This window comes from Leifsonia sp. KNZ12-8B (assembly GCF_056755495.1).
The window spans coordinates 27,013-47,208 of record NZ_JBPGXM010000007.1; the positions used below are offsets into that span (position 1 = coordinate 27,013).

General features: G+C 72.5%; 14 protein-coding genes. 6 read left to right on the forward strand and 8 right to left on the reverse strand.

What is annotated here, in order from left to right:
* Nucleotides 1-50 precede the first annotated feature (50 nt).
* The 6 genes from ACR9ZG_RS02040 to ACR9ZG_RS02065 all read left to right on the forward strand — a co-directional run bounded on the left by ACR9ZG_RS02040 (nt 51) and on the right by ACR9ZG_RS02065 (nt 11,728).
* Complete coding sequence (locus ACR9ZG_RS02040) at nt 51-6,635, forward strand: beta strand repeat-containing protein (protein WP_481283155.1); 6,585 nt, start codon at nt 51-53, stop codon at nt 6,633-6,635.
* Nucleotides 6,632-7,342: a class F sortase gene (locus tag ACR9ZG_RS02045; RefSeq protein ID WP_481283156.1), complete on the forward strand. Its 711-nt coding sequence runs from the start codon at nt 6,632-6,634 to the stop codon at nt 7,340-7,342. The genes ACR9ZG_RS02040 and ACR9ZG_RS02045 overlap by 4 nt, the downstream gene beginning before the upstream one ends.
* 35 nt (nt 7,343-7,377) lie before the next feature.
* The gene (locus ACR9ZG_RS02050; RefSeq protein ID WP_481283157.1) at nt 7,378-7,803 is read left to right on the forward strand and encodes a hypothetical protein; all 426 of its coding nucleotides are present in this window, start codon (nt 7,378-7,380) and stop codon (nt 7,801-7,803) included.
* Between the two features lie 91 nt (nt 7,804-7,894).
* The gene (locus tag ACR9ZG_RS02055; protein WP_481283158.1) at nt 7,895-9,172 is read left to right on the forward strand and encodes a saccharopine dehydrogenase family protein; all 1,278 of its coding nucleotides are present in this window, start codon (nt 7,895-7,897) and stop codon (nt 9,170-9,172) included.
* A 65-nt stretch (nt 9,173-9,237) separates the two neighbouring features.
* On the forward strand, nt 9,238-11,073 hold the full coding sequence (locus ACR9ZG_RS02060; RefSeq protein ID WP_481283159.1) for a helicase HerA-like domain-containing protein: 1,836 nt from the start codon (nt 9,238-9,240) through the stop codon (nt 11,071-11,073).
* A 139-nt stretch (nt 11,074-11,212) separates the two neighbouring features.
* A complete protein-coding gene (locus ACR9ZG_RS02065) occupies nt 11,213-11,728 on the forward strand; it encodes an N-acetyltransferase family protein (RefSeq protein WP_481283160.1) in 516 nt (171 codons plus the stop codon).
* A gap of 31 nt (nt 11,729-11,759) precedes the next feature.
* Here ACR9ZG_RS02065 and ACR9ZG_RS02070 read toward each other — a convergent pair whose 3' ends face one another.
* The 8 genes from ACR9ZG_RS02070 to ACR9ZG_RS02105 all read right to left on the reverse strand — a co-directional run bounded on the left by ACR9ZG_RS02070 (nt 11,760) and on the right by ACR9ZG_RS02105 (nt 20,141).
* A complete protein-coding gene (locus tag ACR9ZG_RS02070; protein ID WP_481283161.1) occupies nt 11,760-12,596 on the reverse strand; it encodes an aminoglycoside phosphotransferase family protein in 837 nt (278 codons plus the stop codon).
* Nucleotides 12,593-13,435, reverse strand: a complete 843-nt coding sequence (locus ACR9ZG_RS02075) for an AraC family transcriptional regulator (protein WP_481283162.1) — start codon at nt 13,433-13,435, stop codon at nt 12,593-12,595. Before ACR9ZG_RS02075 ends, ACR9ZG_RS02070 begins: the two co-directional genes overlap by 4 nt.
* Nucleotides 13,436-13,494: 59 nt before the next feature.
* Complete coding sequence (locus tag ACR9ZG_RS02080; RefSeq protein ID WP_481283163.1) at nt 13,495-14,025, reverse strand: hypothetical protein; 531 nt, start codon at nt 14,023-14,025, stop codon at nt 13,495-13,497.
* Between the two features lie 147 nt (nt 14,026-14,172).
* Entirely contained in the window at nt 14,173-15,678 is a 1,506-nt protein-coding gene (gene arfA / locus ACR9ZG_RS02085) for an arabinosylfuranosidase ArfA (RefSeq protein ID WP_481283164.1), read from the reverse strand.
* A gap of 48 nt (nt 15,679-15,726) precedes the next feature.
* Nucleotides 15,727-16,674, reverse strand: a complete 948-nt coding sequence (locus tag ACR9ZG_RS02090; RefSeq protein WP_481283165.1) for a carbohydrate ABC transporter permease — start codon at nt 16,672-16,674, stop codon at nt 15,727-15,729.
* Nucleotides 16,671-17,636, reverse strand: coding sequence for a carbohydrate ABC transporter permease (locus tag ACR9ZG_RS02095; protein ID WP_481283166.1), 966 nt, complete (start codon nt 17,634-17,636; stop codon nt 16,671-16,673). Before ACR9ZG_RS02095 ends, ACR9ZG_RS02090 begins: the two co-directional genes overlap by 4 nt.
* 31 nt (nt 17,637-17,667) lie before the next feature.
* Nucleotides 17,668-18,993: an ABC transporter substrate-binding protein gene (locus ACR9ZG_RS02100; protein ID WP_481283167.1), complete on the reverse strand. Its 1,326-nt coding sequence runs from the start codon at nt 18,991-18,993 to the stop codon at nt 17,668-17,670.
* A gap of 119 nt (nt 18,994-19,112) precedes the next feature.
* Entirely contained in the window at nt 19,113-20,141 is a 1,029-nt protein-coding gene (locus tag ACR9ZG_RS02105) for a LacI family DNA-binding transcriptional regulator (RefSeq protein ID WP_481283168.1), read from the reverse strand.
* Nucleotides 20,142-20,196 lie beyond the last annotated feature (55 nt).

A 20,196-nucleotide genomic window follows, 5' to 3' on the forward strand; every position in this document is an offset into this window, starting at 1 on the left:
GCGCTCCGGGTCCCCGCCCGACCGCGCGCATCCTCACCCGAAGGCCGCCCGTGTCCCGTGCGCTCACGCTCCCCATTCCCCCTCGCCGTCGTCGAGGGACCCTCGCCGTCGCCCTGCTGACGCTGATCGCCCTGGTGGCGATGCTCGTGGGGGCGTTCCCGTCGCCCGCGCGCGCTGAGACCAATCCGGTCGGAGGCACGACGTCGGAGGCTCAGACCTGGTACGTCTACGCCAAGAGCGGCGAGACGGTCGTGGCGGAGATCCGGAAGATCGGGTCGAACTCGTCGAAGGCGTTCGACCCGGTCGTCGTCGTGACGGCTCCCGACGGCACCGAGGCGCTGCGCTGCACGGCGCTCGTCCCCTCCGCCGCCAACGGGACGGCCTGCTCCTTCTCGCAGGTCAGCGCCGTCTCCGGGGTGTGGACCGTGGCCATCCCCGCGCCGAACGGCATCGGAGACGGCAAGGACCTCAGCCGCGTCAACATGACCTGGCACGTCGGCGCACAGTCGGGAGGCGCCGACGTGGCGGGACGCGTGTGGACCGAGTCGTACGCACAGGACAACTCCTCCTCGCTCGACCTGTCGCTCTGGTACGTCACCGAGGGCGGCTATGTGTACCGCGTCGACCGCTTCGGCATGGACGGCTCGGCGGCGCGCTTCGAGGCCGACGCCTTCGGCAACGCCGACCCGGTCACCTGCGCCTCCCTGCACCGCTCCGTCTCGTACGCGGCGCCGAGCGACGACGCCTGCGCCCACACCCCGTACAAGATCTTCTTCGCGGCGCCCGCCGCCGACCTGCCGGCGACGGTGACGCTGCCCGGCGGTTCCAGCACCTGGCTGCTGCCCGCGGCCGCCGAGCCGACGATCGACGACGTCTCGTACGCGGCCGCGTCTCCCGGCAGCCGTGCAGGAGAGCTGCGCCTGGCGATCTCCCACTTCGAGGGCACCGTCCTGGTCGAGGTGGATGCCGACGGCGACGGCTCCTACGCGGGAGCCGCCGATCGCCGCTTCGACGCCGCGGTCGTCGGCGGGCGTGCGACCATCTCGTTCGACGGCGAGGACGGTCGAGGAGCGCCCATCCCGACGTCGACGCCCATCGCGTTCCGGGTCTCCACCACCGCACACGCCGAGGTGCATTTCGACGACAACGACGTCGAACTGGAACCTCGCGGCGTCGTCGTCACCCGCCTCAACGGCCCGCAGGACGGCAAACAGAACCGCATCTTCTGGGACGACACCCCGCTGAGCGACCCGAAGGAGGATCCGCAGGCGGCGATCAAGTGCTCGACCACCCCGCAGCTCGCCTCCGGCCCGACCGGTGCGGACAGTGCGAGCGGGGTGCACGGGTGGGGCATCGGCTCCTGCTCGCGCTCGGGGAACCCGTACTTCAACCCCGGTTCCACGGACACGACCTCCGGCGGCACCTGGGGCAACAACCGCCTGATCGACAACTGGGCGAATATCGACACCGCCCTCGTGAAGGAGCTGAAGGTCGCGGGCGCCCGGGCGGCGCTCGCGCTCGTGAAGACCGCGGACGCCTCGTCGCTGCACACCCCGGCACGGGCGGGCGATGTGCTGACGTACTCCTTCGCGGCCACCAACGACGGCGACCTTCCCCTCACCGGCGTGGCGATCGCCGACCGTCTGGCCGGGCTGTCGGGGCTGACGTACACCTGGCCCGGAGCCGCTGGCGCGCTGCAGCCGGGCCAGAAGGCGACCGCGACCGCGACCTACACCGTCACCCAGGCCGACATCGACGCCGGTCACGTCGCGAACAGCGCGATAGCCGCCGGGTCCGGCACGGGCGGGGAGCACGCCGTCTCGCCGGACGCAGCGACCGATACGCCGCTCGCCGAGGCGGCGTCCATCCGGCTGGTGAAGACCGCAGACACCGGCGCCCTCTCCACTCCGTCGACGCCGGGGGAGACGGTCACGTACCGGTTCGAGGTGACGAACACCGGGAACGTGTCGCTCTCGGGCGTCGCCGTGATCGACCAGCTGAGCGGAGTCTCGGCGCTCTCGTACGCCTGGCCGGCAGCGGCCGGCGTGCTCGCACCCGGTCAGAAGGCGACCGCGACGGCCACGTACGCGATCGGTCAGGCGGACGTCGACGCCGGTCACGTCGCCAACCGTGCGACGGCCACGGCGTCCGCTCCCTCAGGCGACCAGGTCGCCTCGGCCCCGGCCGCCACGGACACGCCGCTCACCGCGGCCCCCGGCCTGCGGCTGGTGAAGACGGCCGACGACTCGGGTCTCCACACGCCGGTGCGGATGGGCGACACCCTCCGCTACGGCTTCAGCATCACGAACTCGGGCAATGTGACACTCGATGCGGTAGCGGTGACCGACGAGCTCACCGGACTCTCCGGCATCGTCTACAGCTGGCCGGGCGCGCCCGCGACGCTTGCCCCCGGGCAGAGCGCCACCGGCTCGGCGACCTATGCCCTCACGCAGTCTGACCTCGACGCGGGACACGTGACCAACACCGCCCATGCGACGGCCGCCGGTCCCGGCGGCGACACGGTGGTGTCGAACGACGCGAGCACGGACACGCCGATCGAAGGCGCCCCGGCCCTCGCCTTCACCAAGACCGCAGACACCTCCCGCGTCTCCACCCCGGCGAAGGTCGGCGACGTCATCACCTACCGGTTCAGCATGAGCAACACGGGGACCGTCTCCCTCACCGGCGCGGCGGTGCACGACGGCCTCGCCGGACTCGGCGCGCTGCGCTACACGTGGCCGGCGGCTGCGGGTGACCTCGCCCCCGGCCAGACCGCGTCGGCCGCCGCCGACTACGCGATCACGCAGGCCGACATCGACGCCGGGCACGTCGGCAACACGGCATCGGCCTCGGCGACGGACCTCTCCGGCGCCGGGGTGGAGTCCGCGCCGAGCAGCACCGACTCGCCGCTGACGGCCGCGTCGGCGCTGACCCTGACGAAGACGGCCGACGCCTCCGCGGTGTCGTCCCCGGCGAAGGCGGGTGACACGATCGCCTACCGGCTCACGGTACGCAACGACGGCAACACGACGCTCTCGGGAGTGGCGATCGCCGACCCGCTGGCCGGCCTGTCCGCACTCACCTACACCTGGCCGGGTACGACGGGGGTGCTCGCTCCGGGGCAGGAGGCGACGGCCACGGCGACCTACGCCGTCCGGCAGGCGGACATCGACGCCGGTCACGTGGCGAACACGGCGACCGCCTCGGGCGCCGGCCCGGCCGGTACCCCCGTCAACGCGTCGCCGAGCACGACGGACACGCCGCTGACGCGCACCGCGGCGCTGACCCTCGCGGGGACGGCCGACGCCTCTGCGGTCGCGGCACCCGCCGTCGTGGGCGACGTCATCACCTACCGCCTGGCCGTGACGAACAGCGGCAGCAGCACCCTGACCGGCGTGCAGGTCGCCGACCCGCTGGCCGGACTCTCCGCCATCACGTACACGTGGCCCGCCGCGGCGGGCGTCCTCGCTCCGGGCGAGCAGGCGACGGCGACCGCGACCTACGCCATCGCGCAGGCCGACATCGACGCCGGGCACGTCGCGAACTCGGCGACCGCGAGCGGCCTCGACCCGGCCGCGGCGGACGTCGTGGCCACTCCGGCGGCGATGGACACCCCGCTGACCGTGTCGTCGGCTCTCACGGTGACGAAGACCGCCGATGCCTCCGCGGTGTCGTCCCCGGCGAAGGCGGGTGACGCGATCGCGTACCGGTTCGCGCTCCGCAACGAGGGCAACACGACGCTGTCCGGCGTGGAGGTCGCCGACCCGCTGATGGGGCTCTCGGCCATCCGGTACGTCTGGCCGGGTACGGCGGGGGTGCTCGCTCCGGGGCAGGAGGCGACCGCGGCGGCGACGTATGCGATCACGCAGGCGGACATCGATGCCGGCCATGTGGCGAACACGGCGACCGCCTCCGCACTCGACCCGCAGCGCGCCGCGGTCGACGCGCGGCCGGCGGCGACCGACACGCCGCTGGTGACGGCGGCGGCCCTGGCGCTGGTGAAGACGGCCGATGCCTCTGCGGTGGCCTCGCCCGCGAAGGTGGGCGATGCGATCGCCTACCGGTTCCTCGTGCGCAACGACGGCAACACCACCCTGTCCGGGGTGACGGTCGCGGATCCGCTGGCCGGGCTCTCCGCCCTCGAGTACGCCTGGCCGGGTGCTGCCGGGGTCCTCGCCCCGGGAGAGGAGGTGACGGCCACCGCGACCTACCCGGTCGCGCAGGCCGACATCGACGCCGAGCACGTCGCCAGCACGGCGACCGCCACCGGCGTCGACCCGGCGGGCGCCGCCGTCGCGGCGATGCCCGCGGCGACCGACACGCCGCTCGCGGCGGTCGCCGCGCTCCTGGTGGCGAAGGCCGCCGACGCGTCCGCCGTGCACTCGCCCGCGTCGGTGGGCGACACGATCGCCTTCCGGTTCACGCTCCGCAACGACGGCAACACGACGCTCACGAAGGCGGCCGTCGCCGACCCGCTGGCGGGCCTGTCCGCGGTGCGGTACAGCTGGCCGGCGGCCGCCGGCCTCCTCGTTCCCGGTGCTGAGGCGACGGCAACGGCGACGTACACGATCACCCAGGCCGACATCGACGCCGGGCACGTGGCGAACACGGCGACGGCGTCCGCCTCCCCGGCCTCCGGTGGCGCTGTTCTGGCCGAGCCGAGTGCGACAGACACACCGCTGGTGCGGGTCGCCGCGATCGCCCTCGCGGCGACGGCCGATGCCTCCGCGGTGCAGGAGCCCGCCGCTCCCGGCGACGTCGTGACGTTCCACTTCACCGTGGCCAACAGCGGCAACAGCACGCTGACCGGCGTGACACTGGCCGACCCGCTCGCAGGGCTCTCCGCCGTCCGGTACTCCTGGCCGGCCGCCGCGGGCGTGCTGGCACCGGGTCAGCAGGCCACGGGCACCGCGACGTATGCGGTCGGCCAGGCCGACATCGACGCCGGGCACCTCGCGAACAGCCCGACCGCATCGGGCCTCGACCCGACCCGCGCCACTGTCGTCTCGCCGCCCGCGGCGACCGACACCCCGCTGGTGGTGTCGGCCGCCCTGACCCTGACGAAGGCCGCCGACACGACCGCGGTCGGCGACCCCGCCCGCGTCGGCGACCGGATCGCCTACCGCCTCACCGCCACCAACAGCGGCAACGTGACCCTCAGCGGCGTCGCCATCGCGGACGAGCTGGACGGCCTCACCGCGCTCGACTACACCTGGCCCGCGCAGCCCGGGCTGCTGGCGCCGGGGCAGACCGCCTCCGCGACCGCCACGTACGCCCTGACCCAGGCGGACCTCGACCGCGGCCGGCTGCTCAACGTCGCGACGGCGAGCGGCACGCGGCCGGACGGAGGAATGGTGGCCGCGCCGGAGGCCTCCACCGACACGGCCCTGTCGACGACCTCGTCGCTGGTCCTCGCCAAAGCGGCCGAGACGTCGGGCCTGGGCGACCCGGTGAAGCCCGGCGACGTCGTGACCTACACGCTCACGGCGACGAACAGCGGCACCGTGACGCTGCACGAGGTGGAGCTCGCCGACCCGCTGGCCGGACTCTCGCCGCCGACCACCTCGTGGCCGGGCGACACCGGCGTGCTGGCGCCGGGCGCGAGCTTCACCGCGACCGCGACCTACGCGATCACGCAGGCCGACATCGACGCCGGGCACGTGGCCAACGCCGCGTCCGCCCGCGCCACGGAGCCGCACGGCGGCGACGTGCCCTCCACCTCGGCAGAGACCGACACCCCGCTGGTGGGCGCTCCCGCGCTGACCATCGAGGCGGAGGCGGACGGGTCGGCCCTGTCGCAGGCCACGACGCCGGGGGAGCGGATCGGCTTCACGTTCGTCGCCACGAACACGGGCAACGTGACCCTGACCAGCATCACGCTCAGCGACCTCCTTCCCGGGCTGTCGGAGCTCGTCTACCAGTGGCCGGGCGAGCCGGGCGTGCTGGCGCCCGGACAGTCGGCGGTCGCCACGGGAACCTACGCGGTCACCCAGGAGGACATCGACACCGGCCACGTGTCCGGCACGGCGGTCGCGACGGGCACGAGCCCGGACGGCGACGGAGTGGCGACCGGACCGGCCGAGACGGACACGCCGCTCGTCGCGGCCCCCGCGCTCACGCTCGTCAAGACGGTCGACGCCTCCGGCGTGCACGAGCCCGCCCGCGTCGGGGATGCGCTCCGCTATCGCTACGCCGTCGAGAACAGCGGCAACGTCACCGTCACCGCCGTCGACATCGTCGACGAGCTCCCCGGTCTCTCGGCGCTCACCGTGGACTGGCCGGGGGAGGAGGGTGCGCTCGCCCCCGGCGAGACCGCGACCGCCGTCGCGGACTACCGCGTCAGCCGCACCGACATCAGCGCGGGTGCGGTCGGCAGCTCCGCGGTCGCGACCGGCGTCGATCCCGCCGAGCAGCCGGTGGCCTCCGCCCCGGCGTCGGTCACGACCCCGCTCGTCCCGGAGCCTCCGCTGCACCAACCGGTCGTCCTGCCGGGCGTGGCGGCGCAGACCGGTGGAGCCGTCGCCGAGCCGGCTCGCGACCTGTCGATGCCGACCGCGCTCGGGGTGCTTGGACTCCTGGCCGCCGCGGCGGCGCTGATCGTCCGGCGCCGCGCACGCGGCGGAACGGGCCGATGAGGCACGCCAGGGCGCGGCGGCGGGAGGGTGTCGGCACGTCCCGCCGGCTGGTCTCGCTCGCACTCGCCGCGGTCGCCGCAGCGCTGCTCGGGGCCGCCGTCGCCGCGTTCCTCAGCCCGGGGCTGCTCGGCCCTGGCCCGTTCGGCGCGGCGGTCGCGACGGAGGCGTCCGGCACGCTGCCGGACCTGGAGGGGAACCGCATCCGGGTCGAGGCGGGTGTCGTCCCGACACCCGCCCAGCAGCGGCGGATGGAGGTCGTGCCCAACACCGGGCTGCGCCTCCGCGTCCCCGACGTCGCCCTGGACGTGCCACTCGGCGCGCTGAACAGCGTCGACGGCGTGGTCACGCCTCCCGGCTTCACCGCCGCATACCTGGTGCGCGACCGAGGCGCCGACCCCGCGCACGCGGGCGACGGGACGGTCTATGTCGCCCTGCACTCGGTCCGTGGGGGAGGCGTCGCACCCGGCAACCACCTCATCGACACGGAGCGCGGCACGGCTGCGGTGCGGCCGGGAACCCGCGTCCTCCTCGGCTCGCTCTCCTACGCCGTCACCGGCTGGTCGGTCATCGACAAGACCGAGCTGGCCGCCTCCCGAGCCGTGTGGACGAACGCGCCGGACCGGCTCGTCCTCATCACCTGCCTGCAGACGCCGAGCGGTGCCCCGTCGACCCGCAACCTGGTCGTCACCGCGCGGCTGGTCCGCTGAACCCGAGTCCGACCCCTGACCTCAAAGGAACCACCATGAACGCACGCACTCTCGGCACCGCCTCCCTCGCCGTCGCCGCCCTCGGCGCCTCCCTCCTGCTCTCCGGCTGCACCGGGACGTCGACCGCGGCGCCCTCGGCAACGGGCACCCCGACAGCCACGAGCTCGCCCAACGCCAAGCCGGGCGCCGGAGTCATCAGCGGCACCAGGACCGTCGGGTGCGACACGACGCCCGGCGCCGTGACGGCGACCGGCACCATCACGCTGCCGGAGGCCAAGAGCGGCGACGTGCGCATCACGGTGAGCTGGGTCTCCCGCGACACCAACGCGGTCCAGGCGCGTGCCGAGACGACCGTGACGAAGCTGAAGTCCGGTGTCGCGAAGGACTGGAAGGTGACGTCCACGCTGCCCGCCGACGCGGCGAACATCACCTGTGTGACCGGCGCGGCCCTCGTCGACTGAGCCCTGCGCGGCGCCTGCGCGGCGCGTGCACGGCGCCGGGCCGGCGCGGAATGCTGGCCCGGCGCCGCCCTCCTCCGGTAGCGTCTGGCGGATGAGGATTCTCCTGGTGGGTGCGGGCGGCGTCGGCGACGCCATCGCCAAGATCGCCGCACGCCGCGCGTTCTACGAGACCATCGTCGTCAGCGACTACGACCCGGCGCGCGCCGAGCGGACCGTGGCGTGGATCCGCGAGCGGCACGGCGACGAGGTCGCCTCCCGGTTCCGCACCGCGGCGATCGACGCCTCCGACCCGGATGTGGTCGCCGCCGTCGCGCGCGAGCACGGCGCGACCCACGTCATGAACGCGGTCGAGCCGTCGTTCGTGCCGACGGTGTTCGCCGGGGCGCTCGCCGCGGGGGCCGACTACCTCGACATGGCGATGAGCCTGTCGGAGCCGCACCCGACCGATCCGTACGCGCAGACCGGCGTCAAGCTCGGCGACGACCAGTTCGCCCAGCGCGGCGACTGGGAGGCGGCGGGCCGGCTCGCGCTCGTCGGCATGGGCGTCGAGCCCGGGCTGAGCGACGTGTTCGCGCGGTACGCGGCCGACCACCTGTTCGCGTCGATCGACGAGCTCGGCACCCGCGACGGCGCGAACCTCGTCGTGCGCGACGAGGCCGGCAACGAGATCTTCGCGCCATCGTTCAGCATCTGGACCACCATCGAGGAGTGCCTCAACCCGCCGGTGATCTTCGAGAAGGACTCCGGCTGGCGCACGACCGAGCCGTTCAGCGAGCCGGAGGTGTTCGACTTCCCCGAGGGCATCGGCCCGGTCGAGTGCGTCAACGTCGAGCACGAGGAGGTGCTGCTCATGCCGCGCTGGCTCGACGCGCGGCGGGTGACCTTCAAGTACGGCCTCGGCGCCGAGTTCATCGGGGTGCTGAAGACCCTGCACCTGCTGGGCCTCGACTCCACGACGCCGATCCGGGTCCGCAGCGCGAACGGACCCGTGGAGGTGGCCCCGCGCGACGTGGTAGCCGCGGCGCTGCCCGACCCGGCCACGATCGGACCGCGGATGACGGGCAAGACCTGCGCCGGCGTCAACGTCACCGGCCTCGGCACGGACGGGCGACCGCGCGAGGTGTACCTGTACCACGTGAGCGACAACGAGTGGACGATGCGCGAGTACGAGTCGCAGTGCGTGGTCTGGCAGACGGCGATCAACCCGGTCATCGCGCTCGAACTGCTCGCGACCGGCGTCTGGTCGGGCGCGGGCGTGCTCGGCCCGGAGGCGTTCGACGCGCAGCCCTTCCTCGACCTGATGGCGCGGCCCGAGGCCGAGGGCGGCTACGGGCAGGCGTGGGGGATGCGGGAGGCTGCGCGCGCCTAGGCCGCCGCCCGCCTAGGCCGCTGCCTGCCTAGGCCGCTGGGCCGGTCGTCAGTACAGTGAGCCGCATGAGCGACGCGGAAGCGCTGGAGAAGGCCAAAGCGGAGGCGCTGGCCGCGGCGGCGGAGGCCGAGCGGCTGCAGGCGGAGGCGGCGGAGGCGGTGCGGCGGGCCCAGGAGGCGTCGGCGCGCGCGGAGGCGCAGGCGGCGGCGGCGCGGGCGAAGGCTGCTCCTGCGACCGCCGCCTCCACCGCTCCGCTCACCCCGGAGGAGGTCGCCGCGGTGCGGGCCGGTTACGCCTTCGACGGCCCGGCGCTCGAACTCGGCGCGCTCGTCAACGGCGAGCCGCTCGCCGACGTCCCCGTCCGCATCCCGCTCGCCATGACGAACCGGCACGGGCTGATCGCCGGCGCGACCGGCACCGGGAAGACGAAGACGCTCCAAGTGCTCGCGGAGCAGCTCTCCGCCGCCGGGGTGCCGGTCTTCGCGGCCGACATCAAGGGCGACCTGTCCGGCATCTCCGTGCCGGGCGAAGGCGGCGACGCGCTGCTGCAGCGCACCGGCGCGATCGGGCAGGACTGGTCGCCGCGCGCCGTCAGCACCGAGTTCTTCTCGCTCGGCGGCGTCGGGCGCGGGGTGCCGATCCGCGCGACCGTCGCGGGCTTCGGGCCGCTGCTGCTGTCGAAGGTGCTCGGCCTGAACGCGACGCAGGAGTCGAGTCTCGGCCTGGTCTTCCACTACGCCGACGGCGCGGGGCTGCCGCTGCTCGACCTGGCCGACCTCCGCGCCGTGCTGACGTTCCTGACGAGCGACGAGGGCAAGGGCGAGCTGGCGGGGCTGGGCGGCCTCTCCAGCGCGACCGTCGGGGTCATCCTGCGCGAGCTCATCGCGTTCGCCGATCAGGGCGCAGACGCGTTCTTCGGCGAGCCCGAGATCGACACGGCCGAGTTCCTGCGGGTCGCGCCGGACGGGACCGGGGTGGTCAGCCTCCTGGAGGTCCCCGGCGTGCAGGACAAGCCGGCCGTGTTCTCGACGTTCCTCATGTGGCTGCTCGCCGATCTGTTCAACGACCTGCCGGAGGTCGGCGACCTCGACAAGCCGAAGCTGGTGTTCTTCTTCGACGAGGCGCATCTGCTCTTCCGGGACGCGTCGAAGGACTTCCTCGCCTCCATCGCCCAGACCGTGCGGCTCATCCGGTCGAAGGGCGTCGGCATCTTCTTCGTCACCCAGACGCCGAAGGACGTGCCGGGCGACGTGCTCGCCCAGCTCGGATCGCGCGTGCAGCACCAGCTCCGCGCCTTCACCCCGGACGACGCGAAGGCGCTGAAGGCGACGGTGTCGACCTACCCGACCTCCGGCTACGACCTGGCGGCGGTCCTCCAATCGCTCGGGATCGGCGAAGCCGTGGTGACGGTGATGAACGAGAAGGGCGCGCCGAGCCCGGTGGCCTGGACCCGCCTCCGCGCCCCGCAGGGCTCGATGTCGCCCGCGCCCGAGGAGCGGGTGGAGGCGGCGATCGCCGCGTCACCGCTGCAGGCGAGGTACGGCGCCGCCGTCGACCGCGACTCCGCGCGCGAGCAGCTGGCCCGGCGCCTGGACGCCGCCGCCGCCGAGGCCGCGGCCGCCGAGGAGCGCGAGAAGGCCGCGAAGGAGGCGGCTGCCGCGGCCGAGCAGCAGCAGAAGGCGGCCGAGCGTGCGGCGAAGGAGGCCGCGAAGGAGGAGGAGCGCCGGCGGGACGCCGCCCAGCGCGAGTACGAGCGCATCCTGAAGCAGACGTCTCCCCGCCGCCGCACCGCGTCGAAGCCGCAGGACAGCGTGCTGGAGCAGGTGCTCGGCTCGAAGGCGACCCGCGACATCCTCACCGGCGTCGTGGAGGGCATCTTCGGCACGCGCCGCCGCCGTTAGCCCGCCGCCGCCGCTAGCCCGCCGCCTCCACACGCCCGGCGCGCCCTGCCGAGTCGTGACATGATGTCACTTCTGGCGCCGAGTGGTGACATGTGCTCACGAGTCGGCGGGGCGACGAGCAGCGGGGGCAAGGAGCAGGATGCGTATCACGGACGCGGACGAGTCGCACGTCCCCGGCATCGCGGCGATCTACAACGACGCGGTCGAGCACACGACGGCGATCTGGAACGACACGACGGTCGACCTCGCGAACCGCGCCGCCTGGCTCGCCGACCGGCGGCGGGCCGGCTACCCGGTGCTGGTCGCCCTCGACGACGACGGAGAGGTCGCCGGGTACGCATCGTTCGGCGACTGGCGGCCGTTCGACGGCTTCCGGCACACCGTCGAGCACTCGGTGTACGTCCGCAGCGACCAGCGGGGAGCCGGACTCGGCGGGAGGCTGATGGAGGCGCTGATCGAGCGGGCGCGCTCCCTCGGCAAGCACGTCATGGTCGCGGCGGTCGAGGCGGGCAACACCGGGTCGGTCCGGCTGCACGAGAAGCTCGGGTTCGAGCGCGTCGGCCTGATGCCGCAGGTCGGCGCCAAGTTCGGCGGTTGGCTCGACCTCGCGTTCCTGCAGCTGATCCTCGACGACACCCCGCGGCCACGGGACTGACGACCCGCAGCCACCAGGCCGAGCGCGACCGTCACCCGTCGAGCAGCGCCCGCGCGCGCCTCCCGACCCCGACGGCCACCGACGCGTCACCGCCGCTGCGCTCGGACCACGCCGCCGACAGGCCGGCCCAGGCGAGCGTCCAGCGCACGACGAGGCGCGCCGCCATCCCCGTCTCCGCCGCGATGACGGCGACCGCGCGCTCCAGGCGCCCCGGCCGCAGCGCCACCTCCGGTCCGGGGTTGCACAGGATGTTCGCCACGTCGAAACCGGGGTCGCCGTGCACCGGCTTCGGGTCGATCGCGAGCCAGCCGCGCTCGCCGAAGTCGAGCACGTTGCCGTGGTGCAGGTCGGCGTGGAGCACGACATCCTCCGCCGGCTGCGCCAGCAGGGCCGCCGCCTCGGCCGCCGCACGCGGGTAGAGGCCGTCGTGGGCGTGGGATGCGTCGGTCGCGTGGAGAGGCAGCTCGCGGAACCAGCGCGACAGCCCGGCCAACCCCTCCGGCCGCCCCGGGCCGTCGGCGGCGTGGAGGCGCCGGCCCACCCGGCACAGGATGCGGGTCGCCTCGTCGTCCCCGTCCGGGCCGGAGGCGGCGAGCCGGGCGAGGTCGCGGTCGCCCGTCGCGCGTTCAAGGAGCAGCGCGTCGCCCTCGGCGGCGAGCACGGCGGCCGCGCCGCGGCCCTGCCACCAGCGCAGCACCTCGCCGCCGGCCCGCTCCTCGTCGTCGATCGCCAGCTTGAGGAAGGCCGGGCGACCCTCCGCGCGGACCGGCTGCAGCACGCTGGTCGCCGTGGCGAAGGCGTCGCCGTCGGGCGTGAGGCTCCAGCGCTCGCGAAGGCGGGCGAGGGCGGCGGCGTGCGTATCCGTCATGGGTGCCGAGCGTTCTGGGCCGCCTGCGACTCGTAGGCGCGCGGCGTCGTGCCGATCACCGCCGCGAACTCGCGGCTGAAGTGCGCCTGGTCCGCGTAGCCCAGGTCGGCTGCCAGGGCGGCGAGCCGGGGAGGGGCATCCGACCGGAGCGCGGCCGCGGCCTCCTGCAGCCGGTACCGCTGGATCAGCCACTTCGGCCCGAACCCGAGGTGCCCGGCGATGAGGCGCTGGAGGCTGCGGACGCCGAGCCCGAACCGCCCGGCCAGCTGCTCCACGCGGAGCAGGTCGCGATCCTCCTCGACGGCCGCCACGATCGCGTCGACCAGGCGTGCGTCGTCGCCGGGGGAGGGCAGGGTCGCGAGCGCCGCTTCGAATGCTGCGATCGCGGATCCGCCGTCACCGTCCGTCATGGCGGCACGGACGGCCGGCACGCACGCCGCGAGCGCTGCCGCGGTCTCCCGGTCGCCGAGTCCGTCGAGCGCCATGACCGGCGGCTGCGACCGCAGGGACGCGCCGGCCCAGCCGCGCGCGACGCCGGGCCGCAGCAGGGCGCCGAACGTCCAGCCGGAGCCGGTGAGCGTCCGCGTGCTGAGTCCCCGGTTCGCGCGGTGCAGCGCCGCCGCGGCCGGCTCGATCGCGAGGTTCGCCGACGGGTACTCCAGCACCGCCTCCCGCCGCAGCTCGCCCGCGGGGAGGCTCCACCGCGGCAGCCAGTAATGCCGCACGAACACGGCAGCGGGCTCACCGGGGAACCGCCGCTCGACCGTCACGTCGGCGGACGGGGTCAGCCGGCCCGCGCTGCGCGGCACGGCGGCGGTGGATGCGGTCGACGCTCTCACGTCCGTCATCCTGGCACGCACGCCCGACGCGGCGGCGACAGCGGTCGCCGTGGCCCGGTTCAGCCGAGGCGGAGCAGGCGCTCGTACCAGGGCAGCATCCGCGGGCGGCTCCGCCGCAGCTGCGCGAACGTCATCGACTCCTCGGGGCGGCTGATCGGCGCCTCCAGCTGCTCCGCGACGCGCTCGAGATCGCCGGGCGCCCAAAACCGGCCACGCATGCGCAGCACCGTGCGCCCCTCGGCGTCGAGCGCGAACAGCTGCGGGAGGGTGTCGAGTGTGCTGCCGTCGTACAGCTGCACGATGTGGGTGGTCGCGACGTCGGTGCCGCGCACCTCCCGGGTGCGGCCGAGCCCGTCGCGGACCCGCACGCCGCCGTCGATCAGCTCGACCGCGGTCGCGAGGAACGACTGGACGCCGAGAATGGTGGCGGCGAAGACCAGGAGCTGCGCGGCCAGCACCGAGCCCCACGGCCCGTCCGGGATGCTCAGCCAGTACAGCACGGCGAACACCGGGGTGGTCAGGGCCAGGACGGCGACGATGCCGCGCAGGAAGAGGTGCCGGTGCGGTCGCAGGATCGTCTCCTGCGTCACTCCCGGTTCCTGTTCCACGTGCTGATGCCCACCCATCCCCTCGAGCCTGACGCAGACGGGCCGGCGCCCGGTAGCGGCATTTTGGGGGACAAGCCCCGCCGCTCCCGGGCGCCGGCCCGCGTGCTTCTCAGAGGTGGCTCACGCCGTTCAGCCGAGCGCGACCGCCGTCCACGACACCGGAGGCAGCTCGACCGTCAGCACGCCGCCGTCGAGCGCCGCGGTCGCGTTCTGGCGCAGGCCGACGCGGTCCTGGTGCTCGAGCGTGTTCTTGGCGTACACGTCCTCGTCCCAGAGCGAGACCGCCTCGCGGACGGTGGAGACGCCGAGGTCGCGCACGTCGATGCGCACCGTCTCGGTCTCCGTCTGGCTGCGGTTGACGAGGAAGACGGCCGCCGAGCCGTCCTCGGCGTCGAAGCTGGCGACCGCATCCACCAGGCCCGCCTCGCCGTGAACGGCCGTGTCGTACGTGCCGGTGGTGATCGTGGGCCGCAGGATCTCGCCCCGCGTCAGGCGCGACATCACCGAGAACGGGTAGAAGGTCGTCTGCCGCCACGCCGGGCCGCCCGGCTCGGTCATGATCGGGGCGATCACGTTGACCAGCTGGGCGAGGGAGGCCGACGTCACCCGGTCGCTGTTCTTGAGCAGCGTGATGAGGAGGTTGCCCAGCACGACCGCGTCGGCGACCGAGTACACGTCCTCCAGCTGGCGCGGGGCGTAGCGCCACTCCTCGTTGACCTCGTCGGACTCCTTGTGCTCGTCGAGGTACCAGATGTTCCACTCGTCGAACGAGATGTTGATCTTCTTCGCGCTCTTGAGCTTGTAGCCCACGTGGTCGGCCGTCGCGACGACGGTGTCGATGAAGTACTGCATGTCGATCGACGAGGCGAGGAACGAGCCGAGATCGCCGTTCCGCTCCTGGTAGTACGCGTGCGCCGAGATGAAGTCGACGTGCTCGTAGGAGTGCTCCAGCACGATCCGCTCCCACTCGCCGAAGGTCGGCATCCCCGAGCCGGACGAGCCGCAGACGACCAGCTCCAGGTCCTTGTCGGCCATCTTCATGGCGGCGGCGGTCCGCGCGGCGAGCTTGCCGTAGTCGTCGGCGGTCATGTAGCCGGTCTGCCAGGGGCCGTCCATCTCGTTGCCGAGGCACCACATCCGGATGTCGTGCGGCTCCGGTGTCCCGTTGGCGGTCCGCCAGTCGCTGAGCGCGGTGCCTGACGGGTGGTTGGCGTACTCGAGCAGGTCGAGGGCCGCCTGGATGCCGCGCGTGCCGAGGTTGACCGCGAGCATCAGCTCGGAGTCGGTCAGCTTCAGCCAGCGGGAGAACTCGTCGAGGCCGACCTGGTTGCTCTCCAGGGAGTGCCACGCCAGGTCGCGGCGGACCGGACGCTGGTCGCGCGGGCCGACCGAGTCCTCCCACCGGAAGCCGGAGACGAAGTTGCCGCCCGGGTAGCGGATCGTGGTCGAGCCGAGCTCGCGCACGAGGTCGACCACATCGAGCCGGAAACCGTCCTCGTTCGCGGTCGGGTGCCCCGGCTCGTAGATGCCGTCGTACACGCAGCGGCCGAGGTGCTCGACGAACGAGCCGAACAGCCGGCGGTTGGCGGGAGCGACGCGCGCGGAGCGGTCGAGGGCGATACGGGTTTCTGGCATGGGATTCCTAGTGTCCTTCATGGGTTGGGGTGGTGGGAGGGGCGCCCGTCACTTGACGCTGCCGATCGAGAGTCCGCCCTGCCAGTAGCGCTGGAGGGTGAGGAACGACACGATGAGCGGCACGATCGAGATCAGGGCGCCGGTGATGACGAGGTTCCACAGCGACTGGCCGCCGGTGTTGACCTGCGCCTGCGACTGCAGGGCGCCGAGACCGACGGTGACGGGGAACAGCTGCGGGTTCGAGAACATCACGAGCGGCAGGAAGAAGTTGTTCCAGGTGCCGACGATCGACAGCAGCAGCACCGTGACGACCGCCGGCCGCATCAGGGGGAGGGCGACCCGCGCGAAGATGCGGAGCTCGCCGGCGCCGTCCACCCTGGCCGCGTCGACCATCTCGGGCGGGATGGCCTCGTCGGTGTACACCTTCATCAGGTACACGGCGAACGGGTTCAGCATCGAGGGCAGGATGACCGCCCAGACCGTGTTGGTGAGGTGCGCGTTGCTCATCATCACGAACAGCGGGATGACGAGCACGGTCGCGGGGACCATCACGGAGCCGAGCACGACGGCGAAGAACAGCCTCCTGCCGCGGAACCCGTACATCGAGAACCCGTAGCCGGCGAGCACCGACAGCACGGTCGCCCCCAGGCCGCCGGCGATGGCGTACAGGAACGAGTTGCCGAGCCAGTGCGCGTACAGCCCGCCCGAGTAGCCGAACAGCGAGCCGATGTTGCTGAACAGGTCGAAGCCGCCGCCGAACCACAGCGGGCTGGTCTTGCCGTCGAACAGCGTCTGCTGGCTCTTGGTGCTCGCGACGATCAGCCACCAGAACGGCAGCGCGAAGTAGACGATGAAGGCGGCGAGCACGATGTGCGGCACGACCACGCGCCCGCGCCCGCGGCGCTGCGGAGGCCGCGAGGCCAGGCGGGCCCGGCGCTCGCCGCCGGCGCGCGCGCCCTGCTCGGTGCTCTGCTGATCAGTGGCGAGGGCGGTCATTTCATCAGTCCACTTCTCTTGCGGGTCGCGAACATGAAGGCGTACGACCCGACGAAGACGACGAGCCCGAGCGCGAACGCGATCGCCGACGCGTAGTTCACCTGGTGGTACGAGAACGCGACGGTGTACGCGTAGATGTTCGGCGTGTAGTTGGAGGTGATCGAGCCCGACGCCATCCCGCGCAGCATCTGCGGCTCGTTGAAGAACTGCAGCGTGCCGATCAGCGCGAACACGAGCACGAGCAGCAGGGAGGAGGCGACCATCGGGATCTTGATCCGCAGCGCGATCTGCCAGCCGGTGGCGCCGTCGACGCGCGCCGCCTCGTAGATCGACGGGTCGACGCCCTGCAGCGCCGCGTACAGGATGATCATGTAGTAGCCGGCCCACTGCCAGGTGACGATGTTCACCAGCGACCCGAAGACGTTCTGGTCGGAGAAGAAGTTCGGCGCCTCCAGCCCGAACCAGCCGAACACCTCCTGCGCCGGGCCGAAGCTCGGGCTGTACAGGAAGCCCCACATCAGCGCGCCGATCACGACCGGCACCGCGTACGGCACGAAGATCAGCAGGCGCGAGATGCGGGCGAACCGGGTGGTCAGCGCGTCGATCAGCAGAGCGGCGACCAGCGCGACCACCATCTGGGCCGGGATCATCACCACGGCGAACAGCAGCACGCGCCACACGCCGTCGAGGAAGAGCGGGTCGGTGAACGCGCGGCCGTAGTTGGCGAAGCCGACCCAGCTCGTGCCTCCCGCGAGCGTCGAGTTCTGCAGGCTGAGCACGAACGCGTAGACGAGCGGGATGAGCAGGAACGCCAGCAGGAAGACGGCGAACGGGGCGGTGAACGCCCAGCCCCAGCGGGCGCGGCGCGAGCCGACGATGTCGCGGCGGGGCCGCCCCGCCCCGCGCCTCTCGGCGGGGGAGCGGGACGGCCGCGGCGGCGCGACCACAGCGGATTGGGTCATGGTGCTGTCCTTCTCAGGGGTCGGGGTGCCGTCACTTCGTGACGGTGTACCCCTGCTGCTTCGCGTAGGCGGTCACCGCGTCCTGGTAGGTCTTCAGCGCCTCCTCGGGAGTCGCCTTGCCCTTGTTGATCGCGTTGATCGCAACGGTCAGCTTGTCGTAGGCGAGGTTCTGGAACGGGCTGAACTGGAAGCCCTTGTAGTCGGTCGCCGCCGTGAGGAAGACGTCCTTGTTGATCTGCTGGCCGCCGAAGAAGTCGTACTTCTTGTCGGTGAAGTAGCTCGACTCGAGGATCGGCTTCCAGAGCGGGAAGAGCGCGGCCTTCTCGATGCCGAGCTTCCACGCCTCCTCGGTGCCGAAGATCTCGGTCGCGACCTTCGCGGCCGCCTTCTGGTCCTGCGCCTGCTTGCTCACGGCGAAGGCCGAGCCGCCGATGTTGATCTGCACCGGGTTCGCGGTGTCCCACTGGGGAACGGGCGCCACGGCCCACTTCGCGTTCTTGTCGGCGCCGGTGAAGCCCTGCAGGTAGCCGGGCAGCCAGGCGGCGGCGATGGCGGAGGCGTAGGTGCCGTTGACGAGGTGCGTGTTGTAGTCGGTGGTGGAGGAGTCCTCGGTGCCGACGAGCTTCTTCTTCACCAGGTCGTTCCAGTAGCTGAGGACCTTGGTGCTGGCCTCGTCGTTCAGGTTCACCTCGATCCCCTGGTCGCCGGTGAGGGTGAACGGCTTGTTGCCCGCCTGCGCGAAGAGCGCGGTCTGGAACGCACGGCCGTTGCCAGGGAAGTCGGTCAGCTTGGTCTTGCCGCCGGTGGCGTCGGAGATCTTCTGCGCGGCGGCGGCGTACTCGTCCCACGTGGTCGGGACCGCGATGCCGTACTTGTCGAACAGGTCCTTGCGGTAGAGGAGGCCGACCGGGCCGCCGTCGACCGGGATCGCGTACGCGTCGCCGTCCTTCGACTCGTCGCTCCAGGCGCCCTCGGAGTAGTTCTCCTTGACCGAGTCGGCGCCGAGTTTGCTCAGGTTCACGATGGAGCCGTCGGCGATGTAGCTGGGCACGACCTCCGTCTCGAGCATGACGACGTCGGGCGCCCCCGAGCCCGCCTGGATCGCGGTGGAGAACTTCGTGTACTCGTCGTTGCCGGCGCCGGCGTTGGTCCAGCAGATCTGGACGTCCTTGTGCGTCTTGTTGAACAGGTCGACCACGGGCTCGAAGTTGGGGTACCAGGCCCACATGGTGACCTGCTTGGCGTCGGATTCTACGATCTTGTTCTGGCAGCTGGCCGCGGCGCTGCCCGCGGAACACCCGGTGAGGGCTGCGACCGCCACCGCGACCACGCCTCCCACGGCAAGGAGCTTCTTCATTGGATTCCCTTCGCGGTGTGTGACACCCTTGTCTACAACGTTGTACTACAACGTTGTAGACATGATGCCCTCCGCGATGTGACCGTGTCAAACAGTTTCTGCCGTGGCCTGTCCGAGGGTCAGTGTGCCGGCACGCGGACGGCGGTCGACTCGCGCTCGACCAGGCGGAACGGCACGGCGATCTCCCGCGGGGTGAAGGCGGCGGTGCCTCCCTCGATCCGCTCGATCAGCAGGTCGACCGCGGTCCGGGCGATCTCGTCGCGGCCGGGATCGATGGTCGAGAGGGTCGGCATCGAGTACTGCGTCTCGTCGATGTCGTCGTAGCCGGTCACCGCGACGTCCTCCGGCACGCGGAGCCCCGCCTCCTGCAGCACGCGCAGCGCGCCGAGGGCGAGAGTGTCGTTGAAGGCGACGACGCCGTCGAAGGGGAGGCCCAGCGCGAGGAACCCCCGCATCGCCTCCGCGCCGTCCCTGCGGTGCCACGTGCCGACGGGGATGGCGAGCCGCTCGTCGTAGGCGACCCCGTGCGCGGCGAGCGCCTCCCGGTAGCCCGCGAGGCGCAGCCCTGCCGAGCCGATCACCTCGCCCGGGTGGGCGCCCAGCGCGACGAGGCGTCGTCGGCCGCTCGCGAGCAGGTGCTCGGTCGCGGCGCGTGCGCCCTCGACGTTCTGCATGGTGACGTGGTCCCTCGGGCCGTTGAAGATGCGGTCGCCGAGCAGCACCATCGGGGTCGGGATGCCGCCGATGATCTCCTTGTCGGCCTCGTCGAGGGCGAGGACGCTGTAGAGCACGCCGTCGACCATCTGCCCGCGCGGCTTCTGCAGCACGCTCAGCTCGCTCTCGCGCTCGTTGCCGAACTGCTCGATCAGCACGGACAGCCCGCGCGCGGCGGCCGCCTTCATGACGGCGTCGGCGAGCTCGGCGAAGTAGGCGTTGCGCAGCTCCGGGATGATGAGCGAGATGACGTTGGTCCGCCCCGACCGGAGGCTCCGCGCCGACAGGTTGGGCGTGTAGCCGAGCGCGGCGATGGCGTCGAGCACGCGTCGCCGCGTCTCGTCGCGCACGTAGGGGTAGTCGTTGATGACGTTGGACACCGTCTTGATCGACACCCCGGCGAGCCGGCTGACATCGTGCATCGTCGCGGACATCCAAGCCTCCCCGCCCTCGTCCTGTGACGACCTTACATCGTTGTAGAGGGCGGTG

Bases quoted from the DNA above. Each gene is read 5' to 3' on its own strand.
- ACR9ZG_RS02045 (WP_481283156.1), top strand. From the start codon at position 6,632: ATGAGGCACGCCAGGGCGCGGCGGCGGGAGGGTGTCGGCACGTCCCGC.
- ACR9ZG_RS02050 (WP_481283157.1), top strand. From the start codon at position 7,378: ATGAACGCACGCACTCTCGGCACCGCCTCCCTCGCCGTCGCCGCCCTC.
- ACR9ZG_RS02055 (WP_481283158.1), top strand. From the start codon at position 7,895: ATGAGGATTCTCCTGGTGGGTGCGGGCGGCGTCGGCGACGCCATCGCC.
- ACR9ZG_RS02060 (WP_481283159.1), top strand. From the start codon at position 9,238: ATGAGCGACGCGGAAGCGCTGGAGAAGGCCAAAGCGGAGGCGCTGGCC.
- ACR9ZG_RS02065 (WP_481283160.1), top strand. From the start codon at position 11,213: ATGCGTATCACGGACGCGGACGAGTCGCACGTCCCCGGCATCGCGGCG.
- ACR9ZG_RS02070 (WP_481283161.1), bottom strand. From the start codon at position 12,596: ATGACGGATACGCACGCCGCCGCCCTCGCCCGCCTTCGCGAGCGCTGG.
- arfA (WP_481283164.1), bottom strand. From the start codon at position 15,678: ATGCCAGAAACCCGTATCGCCCTCGACCGCTCCGCGCGCGTCGCTCCC.
- ACR9ZG_RS02090 (WP_481283165.1), bottom strand. From the start codon at position 16,674: ATGACCGCCCTCGCCACTGATCAGCAGAGCACCGAGCAGGGCGCGCGC.
- ACR9ZG_RS02095 (WP_481283166.1), bottom strand. From the start codon at position 17,636: ATGACCCAATCCGCTGTGGTCGCGCCGCCGCGGCCGTCCCGCTCCCCC.
- ACR9ZG_RS02100 (WP_481283167.1), bottom strand. From the start codon at position 18,993: ATGAAGAAGCTCCTTGCCGTGGGAGGCGTGGTCGCGGTGGCGGTCGCA.
- ACR9ZG_RS02105 (WP_481283168.1), bottom strand. From the start codon at position 20,141: ATGTCCGCGACGATGCACGATGTCAGCCGGCTCGCCGGGGTGTCGATC.